Source organism: Protofrankia sp. CiT1, assembly GCF_917627335.1.
In the GTDB taxonomy this organism is placed as follows: Bacteria; Actinomycetota; Actinomycetes; order Frankiales; family Frankiaceae; genus Protofrankia.
In genome coordinates this window covers 1-18,106 of the sequence record NZ_CAKJTP010000083.1, presented here as the reverse complement: position 1 = coordinate 18,106, position 18,106 = coordinate 1, and the positions used below count along the sequence as shown (strand labels likewise).

At 68.2% G+C, this 18,106-nt stretch carries 17 protein-coding genes, 1 tRNA gene and 1 pseudogene; 3 read left to right on the top strand and 16 right to left on the bottom strand.

The features are described 5' to 3' along the window. Positions 1-321 precede the first annotated feature (321 nt). Positions 322-1,668, top strand: coding sequence for an EAL domain-containing protein (locus tag MJ785_RS14185; RefSeq protein WP_239381279.1), 1,347 nt, complete (start codon positions 322-324; stop codon positions 1,666-1,668). 22 nt (positions 1,669-1,690) lie between these two features. Here MJ785_RS14185 and leuA read toward each other — a convergent pair whose 3' ends face one another. From leuA to MJ785_RS14130, 11 genes and pseudogenes are all read right to left on the bottom strand, one after another. Then, positions 1,691-3,379, bottom strand: coding sequence for a 2-isopropylmalate synthase (gene leuA / locus MJ785_RS14180; RefSeq protein WP_239310718.1), 1,689 nt, complete (start codon positions 3,377-3,379; stop codon positions 1,691-1,693). Between the two features lie 442 nt (positions 3,380-3,821). Continuing rightward, a complete protein-coding gene (locus MJ785_RS14175; protein ID WP_239310719.1) occupies positions 3,822-4,658 on the bottom strand; it encodes a septum formation family protein in 837 nt (278 codons plus the stop codon). 310 nt (positions 4,659-4,968) lie between these two features. Further along, entirely contained in the window at positions 4,969-6,558 is a 1,590-nt protein-coding gene (gene serA, locus MJ785_RS14170; RefSeq protein ID WP_239310720.1) for a phosphoglycerate dehydrogenase, read from the bottom strand. A 166-nt stretch (positions 6,559-6,724) separates the two neighbouring features. Next, positions 6,725-7,726 carry a ketol-acid reductoisomerase gene (ilvC, locus tag MJ785_RS14165; RefSeq protein WP_239310721.1) on the bottom strand — a complete coding sequence of 334 codons (1,002 nt, stop codon included), beginning with the start codon at positions 7,724-7,726 and terminating at the stop codon, positions 6,725-6,727. Positions 7,727-7,802: 76 nt separating this feature from the next. Beyond that, positions 7,803-8,327, bottom strand: a complete 525-nt coding sequence (ilvN, locus tag MJ785_RS14160) for an acetolactate synthase small subunit (RefSeq protein WP_239310722.1) — start codon at positions 8,325-8,327, stop codon at positions 7,803-7,805. A gap of 4 nt (positions 8,328-8,331) precedes the next feature. Continuing rightward, positions 8,332-10,158, bottom strand: a complete 1,827-nt coding sequence (locus tag MJ785_RS14155; RefSeq protein WP_255720533.1) for an acetolactate synthase large subunit — start codon at positions 10,156-10,158, stop codon at positions 8,332-8,334. A gap of 220 nt (positions 10,159-10,378) precedes the next feature. Next, the gene (locus MJ785_RS14150; protein ID WP_239347787.1) at positions 10,379-12,064 is read right to left on the bottom strand and encodes a penicillin-binding transpeptidase domain-containing protein; all 1,686 of its coding nucleotides are present in this window, start codon (positions 12,062-12,064) and stop codon (positions 10,379-10,381) included. Between the two features lie 297 nt (positions 12,065-12,361). Beyond that, on the bottom strand, positions 12,362-13,426 hold the full coding sequence (locus MJ785_RS14145; protein WP_239381277.1) for an AAA family ATPase: 1,065 nt from the start codon (positions 13,424-13,426) through the stop codon (positions 12,362-12,364). Between the two features lie 146 nt (positions 13,427-13,572). Beyond that, positions 13,573-13,842 carry a hypothetical protein gene (locus MJ785_RS14140; RefSeq protein ID WP_239381275.1) on the bottom strand — a complete coding sequence of 90 codons (270 nt, stop codon included), beginning with the start codon at positions 13,840-13,842 and terminating at the stop codon, positions 13,573-13,575. 2 nt (positions 13,843-13,844) lie between these two features. After that, a complete protein-coding gene (locus tag MJ785_RS14135; protein WP_239381273.1) occupies positions 13,845-14,165 on the bottom strand; it encodes a helix-turn-helix transcriptional regulator in 321 nt (106 codons plus the stop codon). Further along, positions 14,158-14,412: pseudogene (locus MJ785_RS14130) on the bottom strand (type II toxin-antitoxin system RelE/ParE family toxin); the annotation flags it as partial. The pseudogene MJ785_RS14130 and the gene MJ785_RS14135, both read right to left, overlap by 8 nt. A gap of 223 nt (positions 14,413-14,635) precedes the next feature. On the opposite strand from MJ785_RS14130, the gene MJ785_RS14125 reads away from it, so the two are divergent. After that, positions 14,636-14,698: transfer RNA gene (locus tag MJ785_RS14125), tRNA-Arg, on the top strand. A 132-nt stretch (positions 14,699-14,830) separates the two neighbouring features. On the opposite strand, the gene MJ785_RS14120 is transcribed toward MJ785_RS14125, so the two are convergent. The 5 genes from MJ785_RS14120 to MJ785_RS14100 all read right to left on the bottom strand — a co-directional run bounded on the left by MJ785_RS14120 (position 14,831) and on the right by MJ785_RS14100 (position 17,168). Then, positions 14,831-15,145 carry a transcriptional regulator gene (locus MJ785_RS14120; RefSeq protein ID WP_131746931.1) on the bottom strand — a complete coding sequence of 105 codons (315 nt, stop codon included), beginning with the start codon at positions 15,143-15,145 and terminating at the stop codon, positions 14,831-14,833. Then, positions 15,142-15,537 carry a type II toxin-antitoxin system RelE/ParE family toxin gene (locus MJ785_RS14115; protein WP_131746932.1) on the bottom strand — a complete coding sequence of 132 codons (396 nt, stop codon included), beginning with the start codon at positions 15,535-15,537 and terminating at the stop codon, positions 15,142-15,144. The genes MJ785_RS14120 and MJ785_RS14115 overlap by 4 nt, the downstream gene beginning before the upstream one ends. Before the next feature lie 468 nt (positions 15,538-16,005). Further along, on the bottom strand, positions 16,006-16,290 hold the full coding sequence (locus MJ785_RS14110; protein WP_239347805.1) for a hypothetical protein: 285 nt from the start codon (positions 16,288-16,290) through the stop codon (positions 16,006-16,008). Positions 16,291-16,332: 42 nt separating this feature from the next. Further along, positions 16,333-16,530, bottom strand: a complete 198-nt coding sequence (locus tag MJ785_RS14105; protein ID WP_239335625.1) for a hypothetical protein — start codon at positions 16,528-16,530, stop codon at positions 16,333-16,335. A gap of 491 nt (positions 16,531-17,021) precedes the next feature. Further along, the gene (locus MJ785_RS14100; RefSeq protein WP_239347807.1) at positions 17,022-17,168 is read right to left on the bottom strand and encodes a hypothetical protein; all 147 of its coding nucleotides are present in this window, start codon (positions 17,166-17,168) and stop codon (positions 17,022-17,024) included. A gap of 348 nt (positions 17,169-17,516) precedes the next feature. On the opposite strand from MJ785_RS14100, the gene MJ785_RS14095 reads away from it, so the two are divergent. Continuing rightward, positions 17,517-17,933, top strand: coding sequence for a hypothetical protein (locus MJ785_RS14095; RefSeq protein ID WP_239381271.1), 417 nt, complete (start codon positions 17,517-17,519; stop codon positions 17,931-17,933). The last annotated feature ends 173 nt before the right edge of the window (positions 17,934-18,106 follow it).

Here is an 18,106-nt window from a genome sequence, read left to right as displayed (position 1 = left end):
CCCCAGCCCCGCTCCTTGATCCACACCCCTATTGCCGGGCGCTCTTACGACACGCAGGATGACACGTCGAAGACGACCATGCCCCTCACGTAAAGTCCATCGATCATATGTCACAACCAGTCATGAATCAGTACGTGGAGTAAGCGACGATGGAATGAAAATGATAGGAACCTCATACCGGCGGACGCGGACGGCACGCGGCGGCAGGCAACGGCACATAACAGCACGTAACAGCACGCGGTGGCAGGCAACAGCACGTAACAGCCCGCGGTGGCACGCGGCGTGGACACACACGCGACGGCGTAAAGGGGTGAACGGCGCATGATTCTTGAAAAAATCCCGGCCACGAGCCCCCCCGGCCACGAGAAGGCGACCGACGGCACGGGTGGATGGTCCGTGGCGCTGCACCGGGCGCTGGCCGATCCCGGTCAGCCGCGGGTCGTCTTCCAGCCGATCGTCGACCTCCGCCGCGGTGTGATTGCCGGTTATGAAGCGCTTGCGCGCTTCGGGGCGAGCGCGGCGCCATCGCCCGACCTGTGGTTCGCCGCCGCTGATCGCGCCGGGGTCGCCGCGCGGTTCGAAGCCAGGGTCCTGCGGGAGGCGCTCGCGGCGCGCGACCGGCTCCCGCCCAACTGTTTTCTCACCGTCAACGTCATGCCGCACCTGCTGACCGCTCCGGAGGTCGCCGCGGTCTGGCTCGACGCCGACCTGAACGGGTTGGTCATGGAGCTCAACGAGGCGGTCAGCACCGCCGAGCGTGCCCCTGAGATCGTCGTCACCACCCAGGCGCTGCGCGACCGCGGCGGCGTCATCGCGCTGGACGACGTCGGCTCCGGCTACGCGGGACTTCGCCAGCTCGCGCTGATCCGCCCCGAGCTGGTCAAACTCGACCGGGACCTCGTCGCCCGCGCAAACGTCGACCAGGTCAGACGAACCTTGGCCGAACTGGTCAACGTCTTCGCCAACCGGCTCGGCGCATGGGTGATCGCGGAGGGGGTCGAGCGCGACGAGGAACTGGCCATGCTCGTGGCCCTGGGCATCCCGTTCGGGCAAGGCTGGCACCTGGGCCGCCCAGCGGCCAGCTGGCAGCGCCTGGACCCGACGATCTCTCGGCGCATCCGGCTGCTCGCCCAGCGGACAGCGCGCGGCGACGGCATGAGCAGCCTGCTCGAACAGCTACGGGCCCCCGGTGGGGACGCCCGCCCCCGCCGCGACGCCCCAGCGGCAGCCACCCGCCGGCCCGGCATGGTGCCCCGGCCCCGGAGCGGTGCCATCGGCGCCGGCCACGGCACCGCCAGCGGCGATATCACCCGCGGTGGTCTGGCCGGCATGTGCGCCCGGCCCGATGAACATGTCGTCGAGGTGGCGCGCCGCGCGATGAGCCGTACGCCGTCCCAGCGCTTCGATCCGGTTGTGGTGGTCACCGAGATGGGGCACCCCGTCGGCCTGGTCCGGGTCGAGCGCATGCTGCTCCGCCTCGCGGAGATGGCCGGCCCGCCGCCGTCCGCGCGGGCGGCGGGCCGGGTTCCCGGGCAGCCGGGCTCCCGCTGCCCGGTCAGCTACCCTGCCCCGGCTGCCCCGGCTGCCCCGGCTGCCCCGGCTGCCCCGGCCAAGCCAGCCAGCCTCCCCCTCGAGATCTCCGTCAGCCTCCCCGTGGAGGTCCGGTGACATCGCGTCCAGCGGCCCGTCGTCACGGCTGGTCGACGATGCCCTTGTCCCGCGCGGCCCGGTTGACCGCGCTCACCACCGCCCGCAGCGAGGCTGTGACGATGTTCGGGTCGATGCCGACGCCCCAGCACACCCGGCCCCCCACAGCCACCTCCAGATAGGCGGCAGCACGGGCGTCGGCGCCGGAGCCGAGAGCGTGCTCGTGATAGTCGAGCACCCGGACATCGATGTCCCGTTCGGCGAGAGCGGTCACGAACGCGTCGATCGGACCGTTACCAGTACCGCTGATGACCTCGTCGCCGCCGTGGATGCGCACCGAGACATTGACCTCGTCGCGTTCGCCATGTGCCGCCGTGGTGCGGGAACCCAGCAGCTCCAGCGGGGCGTCCGCGTCGTCACCGGCGAGGAAGTACTCACGCGAGAAGATCTCCCACAGCTGCGTACCGGTCACCTCGCCGCCGGCACCGTCGGTGTGGCGCTGCACGACGCGGGAGAACTCGATCTGCAGCCGGCGCGGCAGGTCCAGCGAGTGCTCCGACTTCAGCAGGTAGGCGACGCCGCCCTTACCCGACTGGCTGTTCACGCGGATGACAGCCTCATATGACCGGCCTACGTCCATCGGGTCGATGGGCAGGTAGGGCACTTCCCAGCGCCGCTGCCCGGTCCGCTCCATCGCCTCGAAACCCTTTTTGATGGCGTCCTGATGCGAACCGGAGAACGCGGTGTAGACAAGATCGCCGCCATAGGGGTGGCGGGGATGCACCGGAAGCTGGTTGCAGTACTCGACGCCGCGGCGGATCTCGTCGATGTCGCTGAAGTTGATTTCGGGGTCGACGCCCTGGGAGAACAGGTTCAGCCCGAGGGTCACCAGACAGACATTGCCGGTGCGTTCGCCGTTCCCGAACAGGCACCCCTCGATCCGGTCGGCCCCGGCCATGACCCCGAGCTCGGCGGCCGCGACCGCGCAGCCACGGTCATTGTGCGGATGCAGGGACAGCACGACGCTGTCCCGCCGAGTCAGGTTGCGTGACATCCACTCGATCTGGTCCGCGTAGACGTTGGGTGTGGCCATTTCGACGGTCGCGGGCAGGTTCAGCACCACCGGCCGGTCCGGCGTCGGCTGCCAGACGTCCATGACCGCCTCACACACCTCGAGGGCGTATTCCAGCTCCGTTCCGGTGAACGACTCCGGGCTGTACTGCCACCGGACATCGCTTCCGCTCAGGAGCTTGTCCGCATAGCGGGCGCACCACTGCGCGCCCTGGACGGCGATGTCGCTGACGCCCTCGCGATCGAGCCCGAACACGACTCGGCGTTGCAGCGTCGACGTCGAGTTGTACAGATGCACCAGGACCCGAGGCGCCCCGATCAGTGAGGTGATCGTGCGTTCGATCAGCTCCTCCCGGGCCTGGGTCAGTACCTGCACGGTGACGTCAGCGGGAATATGACCGCCCTCGATGAGCTGACGGATGAAATCGAAGTCCGTCTGGCTCGCGGCGGGGAAGCCGACCTCGATCTCCTTGTAACCCATCCGGACAAGCAGATCGAACATCCGCATCTTGCGTGCGGGCGTCATCGGGTCGATCAGTGCCTGGTTGCCGTCACGCAGGTCCACACTGCACCACCGGGGTGCCCGCGTGATCGTGCGGCCCGGCCAGGTCCGGTCCGGCAGGTCCACCGGAGTAAACGGCCGGTACTTGTCGATAGGCATGCCCGAGGGCTGCTGCGAGGTAGTCACTGCTCTGCTGCTCCAAGCTTCCAGCGGAAAAGCCTGCGGCGGCCGGCGCGCACCGAACTCCGCGGCGAGGAAGCCGACCTGTCTCAGGCCCCGCCGCGGCAGCTAAGAGGCTCCGGCAATAGGGGACGCGGCATCGCGGGGCCAGGGCACGCACCTCGCGTCATCGCTCCCCGTCCATCGCCGCGCGGGGCACGGGTACCCCGGCTCGTCAGTCGCCACCCAACATCTCCGGTGACTCTCTCCGCCGCCTCGCGATGCACGCACCTCAGCCCCGCTCTTTGATCCACTCCCCTATTGCCGGGCGCTCTAAGAAGCAGGAGCGCGCGCATTGCCGGCTGAGCCTACTCCCTCGACGCTGATATCCGAAGCGGAACCATAGGACGGCGGGTGCGTCACAGGCCGGTCCGGGAACGCTTCAGGTGGCCACACCCACGGCCCGCACCGGCCCCACCCGCGGCCGCAGATCGCCCGTGCGGACCGTACAGACGAGACCATGGGCGCCGGCCAGCCATTCCGGCTCCTCCGGATACATGGACGCGGTCCGCACGTCCGGAACCGTTTCGGTGCTGCCGGCAAAGCTCCGCGCGACGTCCGGGCAGTTCATCCGGGTCGCGCTCGCCAGCTCGTGCGGACCCGGCCAGACGGGCCAGGCTGGGAACGGGCCGGCAAGGTCGAGCACCCGGGTAACCTGATCAACATGCGGCTGCTCGCATGGCACCCGGATCGGCAGGACCGTACGAGCCGGATCGGGGGTCCATGTCAGGCAGTCACCCTCCCGCAGGCCCGCCAACAGGGCCGCGTCAACCGCGAACCGCTGATCACCACCGGGCGGCGGGCTCGCCACATTCACGGCCGGGCTCGCCGGAGCCACGCCGGGCGAGCCGCTGCCGGCGCGGTCATACACCCGGGCCGGGATACCCGCGGACGGCGCCGGCGCCGAGACCGCGGCCATGCGCGGGACACCGTGGCGGAGCAGGAACAGCCCAAGGCCAGCTACCCCGGCCAACACCGTCACCAGCGCCACGAACCGGGTGGCCCGGCGGCCACGCGGGGAAGCCGGCGCCCACGCCCAGCGCTGGAAGGCGCTCGGGACACCGCGGTGGGCGGGCTGCACCCGGCAGTGAGCTGATCGCACCTCACCATGCGTCACGGCGCGTTCGTCGGCAGAAGGCTCGACGAAGCGCGCCCCGCGCACAAAGCTGTCGTCGAGGCACAGCCCCTCGAAGGGGTCCTGACAACCGTCCCGAGCCATGGCATTCACGGTAAACCCGGGACGCCGGTTCCCACACCACGGCAAGCGAACCGGGGAGCAGGTCACGGCCGCGGATTCCGACACGCGATCGGACGTATACCCGATAGCTTTCGGACGAGTGCGACAGAACAATAAGAGCGCCCGGCAATAGGGGTGTGGATCAAGGAGCGGGGCTGGGGTGCGTGCATCGCGAGGCGGCGGAGGGAGCCACCCTGGCGTTGGGTGGCGACTGACGACAACGCGGCGAGGTGCGTGCCCCAGCCCCGCGACGCCGCGTCCCCTATTGCCGGGCGCTCTAACCAGCCGTCTCCTACTCGTCGCTGAGGCTGACCGCACGTGCCGCGGACGCTCCGATGATCTTCGCGATCTCGGTCAGGATGTCCTGGGGCACCGCGTCGTCGAGCGAGAGCGACATCAGCGCCTCACCGCCGGCCTTGCGCCTGCTGACCTGCGCACTCGCAATGTTGATCTGGGCTTCGCCCAGCAGCGCGCCAACCGCTCCGACGACACCCGGCCGGTCGGCGTAACGAAAGAACGCCAGGTGCGCCTGGGGGCGGAGATCCACCTCGAAGTCGTCGATCGCGGTGACCTTCTCGACCTGACGGGGACCGGTGAGCGTGCCACTGACCGACACGGTCGTACCGTCCGCCAGCACCCCGCGCACCGTGACGAGATTGCGGTAGTCGGGGCTTTCCTCCGACGTCTCAAGCTGGACGTCGACCCCCCGCTCCGCGGCGAGCAGCGGCGCGTTGACGTAGGTGACCTGCTTCTCGATGATGTCGGTGAACACTCCCTTGAGAGCGGCGAGCTGCAACACGGACACGTCATGGGCGGCAATCTCGCCGCGGACCTCAACGGTGATCCCGGCGGCGAGCCCTCCGGCGATCCCCGTGAACAGCTGGCCGAGCTTCTCCGCGAGCGGGAGCCCAGGCCGCACCTCCTCGGCCACGACTCCACCCGCCTGCACGTTCACCGCGTCCGGCACGAACTCACCGCGCAGCGCCAGGCGTACCGACCGGGCGACGGCAAGACCCGCCTTGTCCTGCGCCTCCTGGGTGGAGGCCCCCAGATGCGGGGTGACCACGACATTGTCGAGCTCGAACAGTGGCGAGGAGGTGGTCGGCTCGGTGGCGAACACGTCGATACCGGCACCGCCGACCCGGCCGTCCCGGATGGCGTCAGCCAGCGCCGACTCGTTGATGAGCCCGCCCCGGGCGTCGTTAACGATGATCACACCCGGCTTGACGCGCTCAAGCTCGTCCTTGCCGATGAGGCCGAGTGTCTCCGGGGTCTTCGGCAGGTGGATCGTGATGACGTCGCTGATGGCCAGCAGCTCGTCGAGCTCGACCAGGCGGACACCCATCTGGGCGGCGCGGGCCACCGAGACGTACGGGTCGTAGGCGACCATCCGCATACCGAACGCCGACAGCCGCTGCGCGACCAGCACGCCGATACGCCCGAGCCCGACGACACCCGCGGTCTTGTCCGCGAGCTCGACCCCGACGTACTTCGACCGTTTCCACTCACCGGCGCGCAGCGCCGCGTTGGCCGCGGGAATCCGGCGGGCCACCGCCACCAGCAGCGCGACAGCATGCTCGGCGGCGCTGAGGATGTTCGACAGCGGAGCGTTGACAACCATGACACCGCGGGTCGTCGCGGCTGCGACGTCGACGTTGTCCAGCCCGATCCCGGCACGGGCCACGACCTTGAGCGACCCGGCCGCCGCAAGCACCTCCGCGTCCACCCGGGTCGCGCTGCGCACGATCAGAGCGTCGATGTCCGCGACCGCGCCCAGCAGCGCGGCCCGGTCGGCCCCGTCGACGTGACGGACCTCGAACTCGCCGGACAGCAGCTCCAGCCCGGCTGGTGAGAGTTCCTCGGCAACCAGGACGACGGGCACGGTAGGGCTCCTTGGGAAGACGGCCTTGTGGAAAAAGACACGAGAGGACGGCACGGACAGATCCTCGCGGGCCCGCGTGCCGGTGGACGCGGATACCAGCGAGCGCGGCCAAGCGTACCGAGTGGACAGGCCCCACGGGTGCGGCCCGCCCACTCGAAAGCGGTCGTCAGCCAGCCGGCTTGGAGATCCAGGACATCAGTGGCCGCAGCTGGGCCCCGACCCGCTCGATCGGGTGGTTCTTCCCCTCCTCCACGAGCTTGGTGAAATTCGGGCGGCCGGCGTCGTCCTCGGCGATCCACTCGCGAGCGAACGACCCATCCCGGATCTCGGTGAGAATGCGGCGCATTTCTTCCCTTACCGCTGGTGTCACCACCCGTGGGCCGCGGGTGACGTCACCGTACTCGGCGGTATCGGAAATCGAGTAGCGCATCTGGCTGATACCGCCCTCATACATGAGGTCGACAATCAGCTTGAGCTCGTGCAGGCATTCGAAGTAGGCCACCTCAGGCTGGTACCCGGCCTCGACCAGCGTTTCAAAACCAGCCTGCACCAGCGCGCTCGCGCCCCCGCACAGGACCGCCTGCTCGCCGAAGAGGTCCGTCTCGGTCTCCTCGGTGAAAGTCGTGCGGAGCGCGCCCGCGCGGGTACCGCCGATCGCCTTGGCGTACGCGAGCGCCAGCGGCAGCGCGCCGCCCGAGGCGTCGGCCTCCACCGCGACGAGCACGGGAACGCCCTTCCCCTCGGTGAAGGTCCGCCGGACGAGGTGGCCGGGGCCCTTCGGGGCGACCATGAACACGTCCACCCCGGCCGGCACTTCGATCAGACCGTAGCGGATGTTGAAACCATGCCCGAACGCGAGGGCCTTGCCCGGCGCGAGGTTCGGCGCGATGGACTCCGCATAGATCTTGCGGTGGGCCGTGTCCGGCGCGAGCAGCATGATCACATCTGCTTCGGCGGACGCCTCGGCCGGCGTGAGCACCCGCAGCCCCTGGTCGGTGGCCTTCGCCCGGCTGCGGCTGTGCTCAGGCAGGCCGACCCGGACGTCAACACCGCTGTCCCGCAGGTTGAGTGCGTGCGCGTGGCCCTGGCTGCCGTAACCGATGATGGCGACCCTGCGGTTGCTGATGTTGTCAAGCGACGCGTCGGCGTCATAGTAGATCTCGGCCATTATGATCGAATCTCTCCTTGGGGGGATTGAACACGGCACCGACGGACGCCGGGCCGCAGGGACGTCGAAACGAGGGTCAGGCCGTCCGCTCGACAGCCCGCAGACTACGATCGGTGATCGATCGAGAACCGCGCCCAAGCGCGACCATGCCGGACTGGACCAGTTCCCTGATACCGAACGGCTCCAGCATCCGGATGAGGGCGTCGAGCTTGTCGCGAGTCCCGGTGGCCTCCACGGTGACCGCGTCGGGTACGACGTCGACCACCTTCGCGCGAAAGAGCGCGACGATTTCCAGGACCTGCGAACGAACCGACAGGTCAGCCCGAACTTTGAGCAGAATCAGCTCCCGCCGGACCGACGCGGCCGGGTCCATCTCGACGATCTTTATGACGTTGACCAGTTTGTTGAGCTGTTTCGTCACCTGTTCCAGCGGTAGCTCATCGACCGCCACGACAATCGTCATGCGGGAGATGTCATCGTGCTCGGTCGGTCCGACCGCGAGCGACTCGATGTTGAAACCACGCCGGGAGAACAGTCCCGCGACACGCGCGAGGACACCGGGTTTGTTCTCGACCAACACCGACAGCGTGTGTGTGGTCACCGTGTCAGACCTCTTCGTAGTCGAAGTCGGGGGCGATGTCGCGGGCGACCCTGATCTCGTCGTTGCTCGCGCCGGCGGCGACCATCGGCCACACCATCGCGTCGGGGTGGACGATGAAATCCACCACAACCGGTGCGTCGTCAATCGCCATGGCCTTCTCGATGGTGGCGTCGACCTCGTCCGGCGACTCACAGCGCAGGCCCACACAGCCGAGCGCCTCGGCGAGCCGGACGAAGTCCGGCACCCGGCGTGGATGATTCCTGGCGCCGCCCGCGTGGGTACCGAGCTCGGTGTTGGAGTAACGCTGGTCGTAGAAGAGGGTCTGCCACTGCCGGACCATGCCCAGCGAACCGTTGTTGATGATGGCAACCTTGATCGGGATGCCTTCCAGGGCACAGGTCGCCAGCTCCTGGTTGGTCATCTGGAAACAGCCGTCGCCGTCGATCGCCCACACGGTCGCGTCGGGCCGGCCGGCCTTGGCGCCCATCGCGGCGGGCACGGCATAGCCCATGGTGCCCAGGCCACCGGAGTTCAGCCAGGTGTAGGGATGTTCGTAGGAGATGAACTGCGCCGCCCACATCTGGTGCTGGCCGACCCCGGCGACATACAGCGCGTCCGGCCCGGCGATCGCGCCGATCCGTTCGATGGCGTGCTGCGGCGCGATCGAGCCGTCCGCCGGCCGGTCGTAGCCCAACGGGTAGGTCCGGCGCCAGCCGTCGAGCTGTCGCCACCAGCCACCGAGGTCCGCCCGCGGCTCCTCCCGCAGCGCGGCAGTGAGATCAATGATCACTTCCCGGCAGTCCCCGACGATCGGCACGTCCGCGGCCCGGTTCTTCCCGATCTCAGCCGGATCGATGTCGGCGTGGATGACCGCGGCCTTCGGCGCGAAGGAGGCAAGCCTCCCGGTCACCCGGTCGTCGAACCGGGCGCCCAGGGCGATCAGCAGATCGGACTTCTGTAGCGCCGTCACCGCGGCGACCGACCCGTGCATGCCGGGCATACCGAGATGCTGGGGGTGAGAGTCGGGGAAGGCGCCACGCGCCATCAGCGTCGTCACCACCGGGATGCCGGTGAGCTCGGCGAATGCGCGCAGCTCGGCGGCGGCCCGTGCCTTGAGCACGCCGCCACCGACGTACAGGACCGGGCGACGGGCGGAGCTGATGAGCTTCGCCGCCTCCCGGATCTGCTTGGCGTGCGGTCGGGTAACCGGCCGGTAGCCAGGCAGACACAGCGTGGGAGGCCAGATGTCGCCCGGCAGTACCGCCGTCGTCGACTGCAGGATGTCCTTGGGCAGGTCGACCAGGACCGGCCCGGGACGTCCCGTCGAAGCCAGGTGGAACGCCTCGGCGATCGTGCGCGGGATGTCGTCCGCGGAGTGCACCAGGAAGTTGTGCTTCGTGATCGGCAGCGTGATGCCACAGATGTCGGCTTCCTGGAAGGCGTCCGTCCCGATCGCCGCGCTCGGCACCTGGCCGGTGATCGCCACCATGGGCACCGAGTCCATGTAGGCGTCCGCGATCGGCGTGACCAGGTTCGTCGCGCCCGGCCCGGAGGTCGCGACGCACACGCCCACCCGGCCGGTCGCCTGCGCGTAACCCTCGGCGGCGTGCCCCGCCCCCTGCTCGTGGCGAACCAGGATGTGGCGGAGACGCTCAGCGTCGTACAACGGGTCATACAACGGCAGGATCGCGCCGCCGGGAATGCCGAAGACCACGTCGGCTCCGGCCTCCTCCAGCGAAAGCACGAGCGACTGCGCTCCGGTGATCTCTCTGCTCATCTGATCGTCTTCCTTGACGTTCCACGGGAGTGACGGGTGGGTCGTGCCGGACATAAAAAAACCCCCCGTGCCAGAAGGCACTGAGGGGCGGCGCACGCAGTCTGTACTCGACCAAGGTCTCTGATCGGCTACGCACGCTCTTCACGTACGAGGATTCCGGAAAGCATGCGACCACCTTCCCCGACATTCGCGCCCCCGTCAAGGTTCTCCGCGCAACCACAACGAAACACCACGTCCCGGACAACCACCGGCGACGGTCAGGGGGCGGCGATGCTCAGGGGGTGCCCAGGCCCGCCAGGAAACGGGCCGCCACCGGGGCCGCCGACTGCGCGCCGAAGCCCCCGTCCTCAACGATGACCGCAAACGCGACAGTGCCGCGGTAGCCGACAAACCAGCCGTGGGTCGGCGGCGGGTTGCCGTCCTTGTACTCGGCCGTGCCGGTCTTGCCATGCACCTCACCAGGAAAGGCAACCGCGTTCGCCGTGCCCTCGGTGACCACCGCGCGCATGAAATCCTGCAACGGCGCGACCACCGCCGGGGGCAACGCATTGCTCCTGGGCGCACTGCCGGCTATGAAAGGCTGGCGCCAAGTCCCGCTGGCCACGGCCGCCGCCACGCTCGCCATCTGCAGTGGGCTCGCGGACACCTTGCCCTGCCCGATCGCGGCGGACGCCGACTCGACCGCGTCCTTGGGCGGCGGGAACGAGCCACCGACACTCGCGATCGGCAGCGGCTGGGTGCCGTCGAAGCCATACAGCTTCGCGGCCTGTTCCAGCGCGGAGTCCGGCAGCGACTGCTCGAGACGGATGAACGCGGTGTTGCAGCTACGGGCGAACGCCGCCCGCAGCGGAATCGGGCCGAACTGTTCGGCCTCGGCGTTCTGGAACGTACGCCCACCGACTGCCACCGTCTGCGTGCAGTCCAACGAGGTGTTCGCGTCCTTACCGGCCATCAGCGCCGCGGTCGCGGTGACAATCTTGAAGGTGGAGCCCGGCGGGTACCTGCCGATCACGGCCCGGCCGTAGCCGTTGAGCGGATGGTTCACCAGGGCCAGGACCCCGCCGGTCCGGGTGTCGATAGCGACCAGTGCCCCGTTGGGCTTGATGGCTGTTGCCACCGCGGCCTCACCGGCGCGCTGCACCTTCAGGTCGAGCGTGGTCCGGACATCCTTGCCATCCGCCATCGGATACGCCCGCAGGGTGCTGACCGTCTCGTTCCGATCGTTGCGGACGACCACCGTGCCGCCGTGGGGGGCGAGGTCGGGGTCATACACCCGTTGCAGCCCCGACAGCGGGGAGACCTGACCGATCAAGTTGCCGGCAAGCTCCGCGTCAGCCCCGAGCGGCTGCCCGTTCGCGTCGAGCAGCTGGCCCCGCTTGCCCGTGGAGGGGGTACGGTCCAGCCGGAGGCCGGGCGCCAGCGCCGGGTTGACCGAGTCGGGACGGGCCTGCACCTTCCAGGCCTTGCCGCGGCGCACCAGATGCAGCACGCCATCGTAGGTGTACGGCTCACCGAAGCCCGTGAGGACGAGGGTCGCCGAGTAACCGACCGTCGCCGTCGCGTCCTGGCGATGCAACGGGCCGGCTGCGAAGCGGGCTCCCGCGACGTTCAGCCTGGTGCGGACGTCGACCATCGTTGCCACGAGCTGGTCCACGGTGATGGTGGCTGGCACGCTGGCAGCGGTCACGCCGGCTCGGCCCTGATCCTGCGCGGCGGTGGTCACGGCCGTGTCCCCACCCGGGTCGCCGAGCGAACCGAGGTTCTGCCAGCTGGCGAGGTATGCCTGGGCGGCGCCGGCCGCCGCGTGGTCCGCGGCGCGCGCGTCGGCGCGGGTCTTCACGACGTACCCGACACCGGCCACGGCCAGTAACAGGATGACGACCACAAGCGCGATGAGCATACGGCCACGCCCGCGTCGCCACGAGGCCGAGGCAGTGAGCCCACTGGAGGTGAGAGGCACCGTGGCGGGCACTCCTCCCAGAGATGGTGGCCGGGTACGCCACGATTCTTGGCTTTTGACGGACTTTTCCGGGCGCAGTCGCGAGTCTACGGACAGCCCCGTGCTCCCGGCCGCGCGACACACCGAAAGCTGTCGTAAAAACGTAACGGCGTGGTCATGCGTCGTTCGACCGATGGATGGAAAACCCCGCGATGATAACGGGTCCCACCCGTCGGCAACACCAGCAGTCACCAACGGAGTCGATGACCACGAACTCGCCCTGACCCTCGGCGAGAAGATAGAGCGAGCGCACGAGGGTCAGCCGTCTTCCCGGGTGGGCAGGCCGCCGAGGATGTTCTTCTGCCACAGTTCGCCCAGCGAGTAGTCGTCCAGCCAGGCCGCGAGATCGGCTGGGTTGGGGCGGTGGAAGGTGGAGATGCCGTCCGTTCGGTCGACGATGATGAGGTCGACATGGTCGACATGGTCGACGAGGGGGACGGACTGGGTGGCCACGACGATCTGGCTGGTCTGGCTGGCGGAGCGCAGCATGCCAGCGAGCTGGACCAAGGCGAACGGGTGTAGGCCAAGTTCCGGCTCATCTAGAATGATCAATGGTTGTGGGTCGGGACACAGCAGCAGCGTGGCCAGGCAGATGAAGCGCAGGGTGCCGTCGGACAGCGACTCAGGGCCGAGGACCCCGTCCATCCCGGCCTGCCGCCAGCGCAGCCGGACACCGGCATGTTCCCCCACCAGCACAAAGTCCCGGAAGAAGGGCGCAACCTGCCCGACGGCCCGCACAATCCGCCGGTAGGCTGCGGTGTCCTCGGTTGCCAGGCGTAGCAGATAGGCCGCGAGGTTCCCCGCGTCGGGGGCGAGGGTGAGGTTGTCCGCCGGGTTGGCGAACCGTTTCACCGGTGCGGTTCGGCTGGTGTCGTGAAAGTGGTGCACTCGGCAGCCGTCCAGGATCTCTGTCACCTGGCCCGCTGTCGCCCGTTCAGCCCGGCTGCCAGTCCTCCGGTGCAGCAGTGTCTCCCTGTGCCCATGGCCCAGCACTGCGGTCTCTGCCAGCCCGGAGATTTCCTCCGTTTCAAAGACCAGCTCATCGCGTGCGCTGGGGACCAGACGTGCCAGGTAGGCGTGTGGCGGCGCCTCTATCCGGACTGTGATCCCGGGCGTTCCGCCTCGCGGACCGCCGTGCAGCAGTGCCCCGGCGCCGCCGCGCAGCCCGACGAACAGCTGCAGGTCCTCGTCGAGGATCCGCCCCAGCAGCTCCAGCGCGGAGACGAAGTTGCTCTTACCTGCCCCGTTCGGGCCGATCAGGACGTTCAGCCCACCCAGCCGGACCCGTGCCGAGCGGATTGAGGTGTACCCCTCAACCGTCACCGCCGCAAGGCGACCTGCCGTCACGCGATCACTCTACGACGGGCAGTGGCGCGGGGAACCCTCCACCTACCCATCGGGCGGACGGTGGTCCACGACGAAGCCGCCACTGGGCAGCTGGCCGGCACGACCGTCCTGATCCCCTGAGATCAGGCGGTGCGGCGCTGGCCGGTGACTTTGGAGGTTGGCAGGCGGCCCGCCTTGGACTTGCCCGTCATGGTGTCGCCGTTGACGACCATGTCGAAGGTGAGGTTCAGGCGCAGGGGCTTGGTGATGGACTGGGACCAGGTGAGGCGGTCCCCGGCGAAGAGCAGGTCGCTGAGGGCGGCTTCCTCACCGGATCCATGAGCGGTGCCGTTCAGGACACCGTCTTCGGCGTACAGGTCCCCTTGTGGGCCTGTCGCAGGGGCCCACCGCACGGTCAGGCGATCTTCAATTGCTCGTCGCCGAAGTCGACGATGACCTTGAGGGTTCCTCCGAGCGCCGCGATGTAGCGCTGTAGAGCGTCCTGCGTGGAGACGTCGCCGTTCTCGATCTGGGAGATCCTGGCGGTGCTCACGTCCATCCGGGACGCAACGTCAGCCTGGGTCAGCCCGCGGCGCTTGCGCAGTTCGGCCAACCGCCAGCCGCGCGCTTGGTCGAGCATCGCCCGGACAGCGGCATCGAAGGCTTCGGGCCCTCCCGCGGTCTCCACGGCCCGTTCCCAGTGCCCACTGTCCCGCCACCGGCGTGGTTCAGTCATGCTCCAGCCTCCCCCTCGTGCGTGCGTCGAGATAGTTCTCGTAGAGGCGTTCGGCCTCTGGGATCGCTGTGCGGTACCACCGGCTCCACTGACCGGACTTGTCCCCGGCCACGAGCAGCACCGCGGACCGGTACGGGTCGAACACGAACAAGATCCTGATCTCGGTCCGTCCGGACGACGGCGGTCGCAACTCCTTCATGTTCGGAAGACGCGAGGCGGTCACCGTGTCCACCAGGGGACACCCTCGGCATCGGCCGCCCCGACCTGGTCAGCCTGGTCTTCGACCGGCGCCTCATGCGCACGGGGCCGCGGGCGACACCCGACCGGCTCCGGACCCGGGTCATCACCGACGGCGTCACCCCGAGCCTGCACGTCGACTACAAACACGCCACGATCAAGCAAATACCACATGGAGAGAAGGGCATCGAGCCGGTTGAGAGCACGCTCGGGCCTTCACCTCCGGGCCTGAAGGCCCGCATCTCGGTAGCGCTTGGCTACGGATCAAGAGGCTGGGGGTTCGAGTCCCTCCGAGCGCACGCTGGTTGAGGCAGGTCAGAGCCCCGCAGCCGATCACACGGCGCGGGGCTCTGGGCTTTCCCGGGCTCAAGTACCGCAGTTCGTACTGCAGTACTTGACGTCAAGGCCTCGGCGCGCACGGCAGTGGATCAAGCGATCTGACGGAGATCGTTTCCGTAGTCGAAGATGATCCGCATCCGAGCCCCCAACGCCCGGGCGTAACGGCTCAGCGTCGCGACCTCGTTCACATCAAGATCGCCGTTCTCGATCTGGCTTACCCGGCCCGGTGAGACGCCCATCAGGTCGGCCACCTGACGTTGCGTCAGGCCCAGCCGTTTCCGCTCCTCAGCAAGATGGAAGGCGCTGACCCATGCCTCGGTGCGCGCCCGCTCGGCGGCGAGCGCGTCGTCATCCCCGTCATGCAGTTCGGCGCGGATGTCGTCCCAGTCGTGGAACTCGCTCATGAGTCCTCCCGCCGTTTTCTCTCGAAGGCCAGCCACCCGTCGTAGGCGACCTCTGCCGCGGGGATGGCCGTCTTGTACCACCGCGACCAGTCGCCAGCTTTGTTCCCCGCGACCAACAGCACGGCCTGCGACCATGGATCGAAGACAAAGATCACTCGGATCGCGACATCGCGGCCTGACCGCGGCCGCAGCTCCTTGAGGTTGCTGATCGTCGACCCTTGCAGAGTGTCGACGAGCGGACGCCCGAGCCCGGGCCCGCCCTCGGCGAGCATGTCGATCGCCGCGTTGACTGACCGATAGTTGCCCGGATCCAGCCGGCGCAGCGAACGCAGCCACTCCCGCACCTCAGACGTGGCCTTGATCGTCCACCGGTGAGGCGGCGTCGCCGACATGAGTCAACTATAGCTCGAACTAAACATGGCGCATCGCGATCCGAAGCGGATGCGGCGGACTGACAGCCGGGGCGACAGCCAAGCCGGTAGTCGAACGCATGGACGCCCACAGGCAGCAGTGGACGGACCCCACACGAGTCGACGGACGCGGCGGAGGTCCACGACGCCAACGGAAGATCAAGATTTAGCTAGGGATCAAGGGTTCGCACCCGCTTGCTGTGGCCCCCGAACCACCGCCGTCCGCCCCGAAGACCAAGCCACGACGGACGGCAGCCTGGTTGGCAGCCAAGCCTGCCGACGACCATGGACGTCGGCGTATGTCCACGGACGAGGGCGTGCCCGTGACCTGCACCGACGGACGTCGGCGGACATAAGCGGACGAAGTACACGGCAGCTCGTAATCCGTCGCTTGATCGTCGCGCCGTTGAGCTAGCCTTTCTCCCTGCTCCTCCCTTGCAGCCAACGACGTTAAAAGATGTCGTGGGTGCCGACTTCCAGCCAGATGATGTGTGGCTCATCAGCTCTCTTGGAGGGTCCGTAGGCGAACGTGGCGCGACCGTCGGGTGCCCATGTCATTTCATACACCCCTGGTCGGGTCCGCACACCCTTGACACGCAGCCCCTTGCGGAACCCACCCCCCAGGCGAAGATCGGCAAGAAACATGTCTCGTGCACGCAGAAACCGCTCGCGCTGAGCAGGAGTCAACTGACGGTACATGTCCAGGAACCGCATGGTCCGCTCGAACGTGGGCATAACCGGCACGGTACCGGCCTGCTCACGGAGCAGAACCAGCGGTCAGGCCGTGCGGGGATACTCGATCAGGTCGCCGACGACGGCAGCCCGCAAGTCGGCGTCGAAGTCCTCAATGCTCTCGAACAGCTCGGTATGACCGGCGTCAGCCTCAGCCAATGCCTCGTCGAGCGCTGTCTGCGCAACAGAAGAAAGATCGACACTCTCAACACCGACCAGGGCGACCGGCACCTCGTAGTCCACCTGGGCCTCCGTCGGTGTCCTTCTCCCCCGGGTACGGGGGAGGATCTTCCTGCAACTCCCGGCGAGACGGACTACCGTTACCCATCTCGACAGGTGTGTTGAAGACCGTCCTCTACGGTACCACGCAATACAACATCTAGATCATTAGACGGCCCGGAGAGGACGGGATCCACACCCTGCGGGGGTACCCAAGACCACCGGCCGACGGAATGTCATGCAGCCACCTGGATTTCGGCCGGGACGCCGCTTACCTTCCGTCACCGGCACCGAGAGCGGTGCCGTACTGCAGTTGTACTGCAACGGGGGTAGACGTGGGTGGACGGTCCGCCGAGGGCTACGGATCAAGACGCGGCGCGAGCCGCGCCCCGCACCACGACATCCACGGGAAGAACCGGGGCCGACAGTCCATGCCGCAGCCGGAGTCCCAACGACGAGCGACATGCCGAGCCGCCGCCGCGACCGGCGGCATGCACCGTTCGTGGTCATTCCGGCTACGCCCCGAGCGCCTTCGCCGCCGACCACAAGCCCTGGGCCCGTTTGGTATCCGTCTCGGACATGAGCAGGTGGTGCCGCTCGCTGTCGGCCTGCCCACGTGCGTGGACGTGATTGAACGCCGATGACGTCGGCGTTGTATCCACCTCCGTCAGACCTCCAGAGAATCTTCAGGTAACCGCGTGTCTCCTGGGTATGCGCAAGCAGATCCCAAGGCAGGCAGAGTGCGGATGGTGACGGATACGCGAACCTGACCTTGACACACGTTCCGTCGTGAAAGGCCACGATCCAGCCGGCTTCCCCCATGGCGATCACGTGGTGGCGTGGTCGTGGCCGACTCACCATCCTTGATCAATTGTTGACGCGGTCTTCTGCACCTCGTGACCGACATCCACGATGATCGTCATCATGGTCATAGACGGACCGCACCGACAGCTGATGCCGGAGCGAGGCCACGGTCACCCCTCAGCTGTGTCTGTGGATGATTGCCCACTATGGGTAGTACCACAGGGAAAGGACGGATCCCGTCCTGGCTGATCCTGATCGTGGGGACGCTCGGAGCGGGCGCTGTAGCCCTGGCCAGCGGCGACAAATGGGCTGGTGCGCTGGCTGTAGCAGCGCTGACACTGGCATGGGCGAGCTACCGCGCCGATCGCGGGGACAACCAGGCCGGCGACATCGACATGGCTCCGGTCGCCGATCGGCTTGCCGATCAGCTGACAGCCCAGTGGTCCGCGGAGGCCAACCGCCGGGATCTCACCCGGCCTCCCCTGACAGTGTCCTGGCAGCCGGCCGATGCGTCGCTGGTCCAGCCGTGGGCCTTTCTCCAGCGGCTGGCGGCGGCCGGCGCCGGGTGGACCCGCAGTACTCCGCCGGGGGGCAGGTCCCCACGAACTCGCTGGCACCGGTAGCGACCTGGTCACGGTGTTCAACCGGGTGCCGACCGGCCGGCTGGTCGTCCTCGGGGAGCCCGGATCCGGCAAGACCGTGCTGCTCCTGCGCCTGGTGCTGGACCTGCTCGCCCGCCGAGGCGCTGGCGGACCCGTCCCGCTGCTGGTCCCGGTGGCCTCCTGGAACCCCGACC

Coding starts and splice junctions, on each gene's coding strand:
- MJ785_RS14115 (WP_131746932.1), bottom strand. CDS start 15,537: ATGTCGGCGACGCCGCCTCACCGGTGGACGATCAAGGCCACGTCTGAG.
- leuA (WP_239310718.1), bottom strand. CDS start 3,379: ATGCCTATCGACAAGTACCGGCCGTTTACTCCGGTGGACCTGCCGGAC.
- MJ785_RS14155 (WP_255720533.1), bottom strand. CDS start 10,158: ATGTCCGGCACGACCCACCCGTCACTCCCGTGGAACGTCAAGGAAGAC.
- MJ785_RS14135 (WP_239381273.1), bottom strand. CDS start 14,165: ATGACTGAACCACGCCGGTGGCGGGACAGTGGGCACTGGGAACGGGCC.
- MJ785_RS14095 (WP_239381271.1), top strand. CDS start 17,517: ATGGGTAGTACCACAGGGAAAGGACGGATCCCGTCCTGGCTGATCCTG.
- MJ785_RS14175 (WP_239310719.1), bottom strand. CDS start 4,658: ATGGCTCGGGACGGTTGTCAGGACCCCTTCGAGGGGCTGTGCCTCGAC.
- MJ785_RS14120 (WP_131746931.1), bottom strand. CDS start 15,145: ATGAGCGAGTTCCACGACTGGGACGACATCCGCGCCGAACTGCATGAC.
- ilvC (WP_239310721.1), bottom strand. CDS start 7,726: ATGGCCGAGATCTACTATGACGCCGACGCGTCGCTTGACAACATCAGC.
- MJ785_RS14110 (WP_239347805.1), bottom strand. CDS start 16,290: ATGCCCACGTTCGAGCGGACCATGCGGTTCCTGGACATGTACCGTCAG.
- MJ785_RS14185 (WP_239381279.1), top strand. CDS start 322: ATGATTCTTGAAAAAATCCCGGCCACGAGCCCCCCCGGCCACGAGAAG.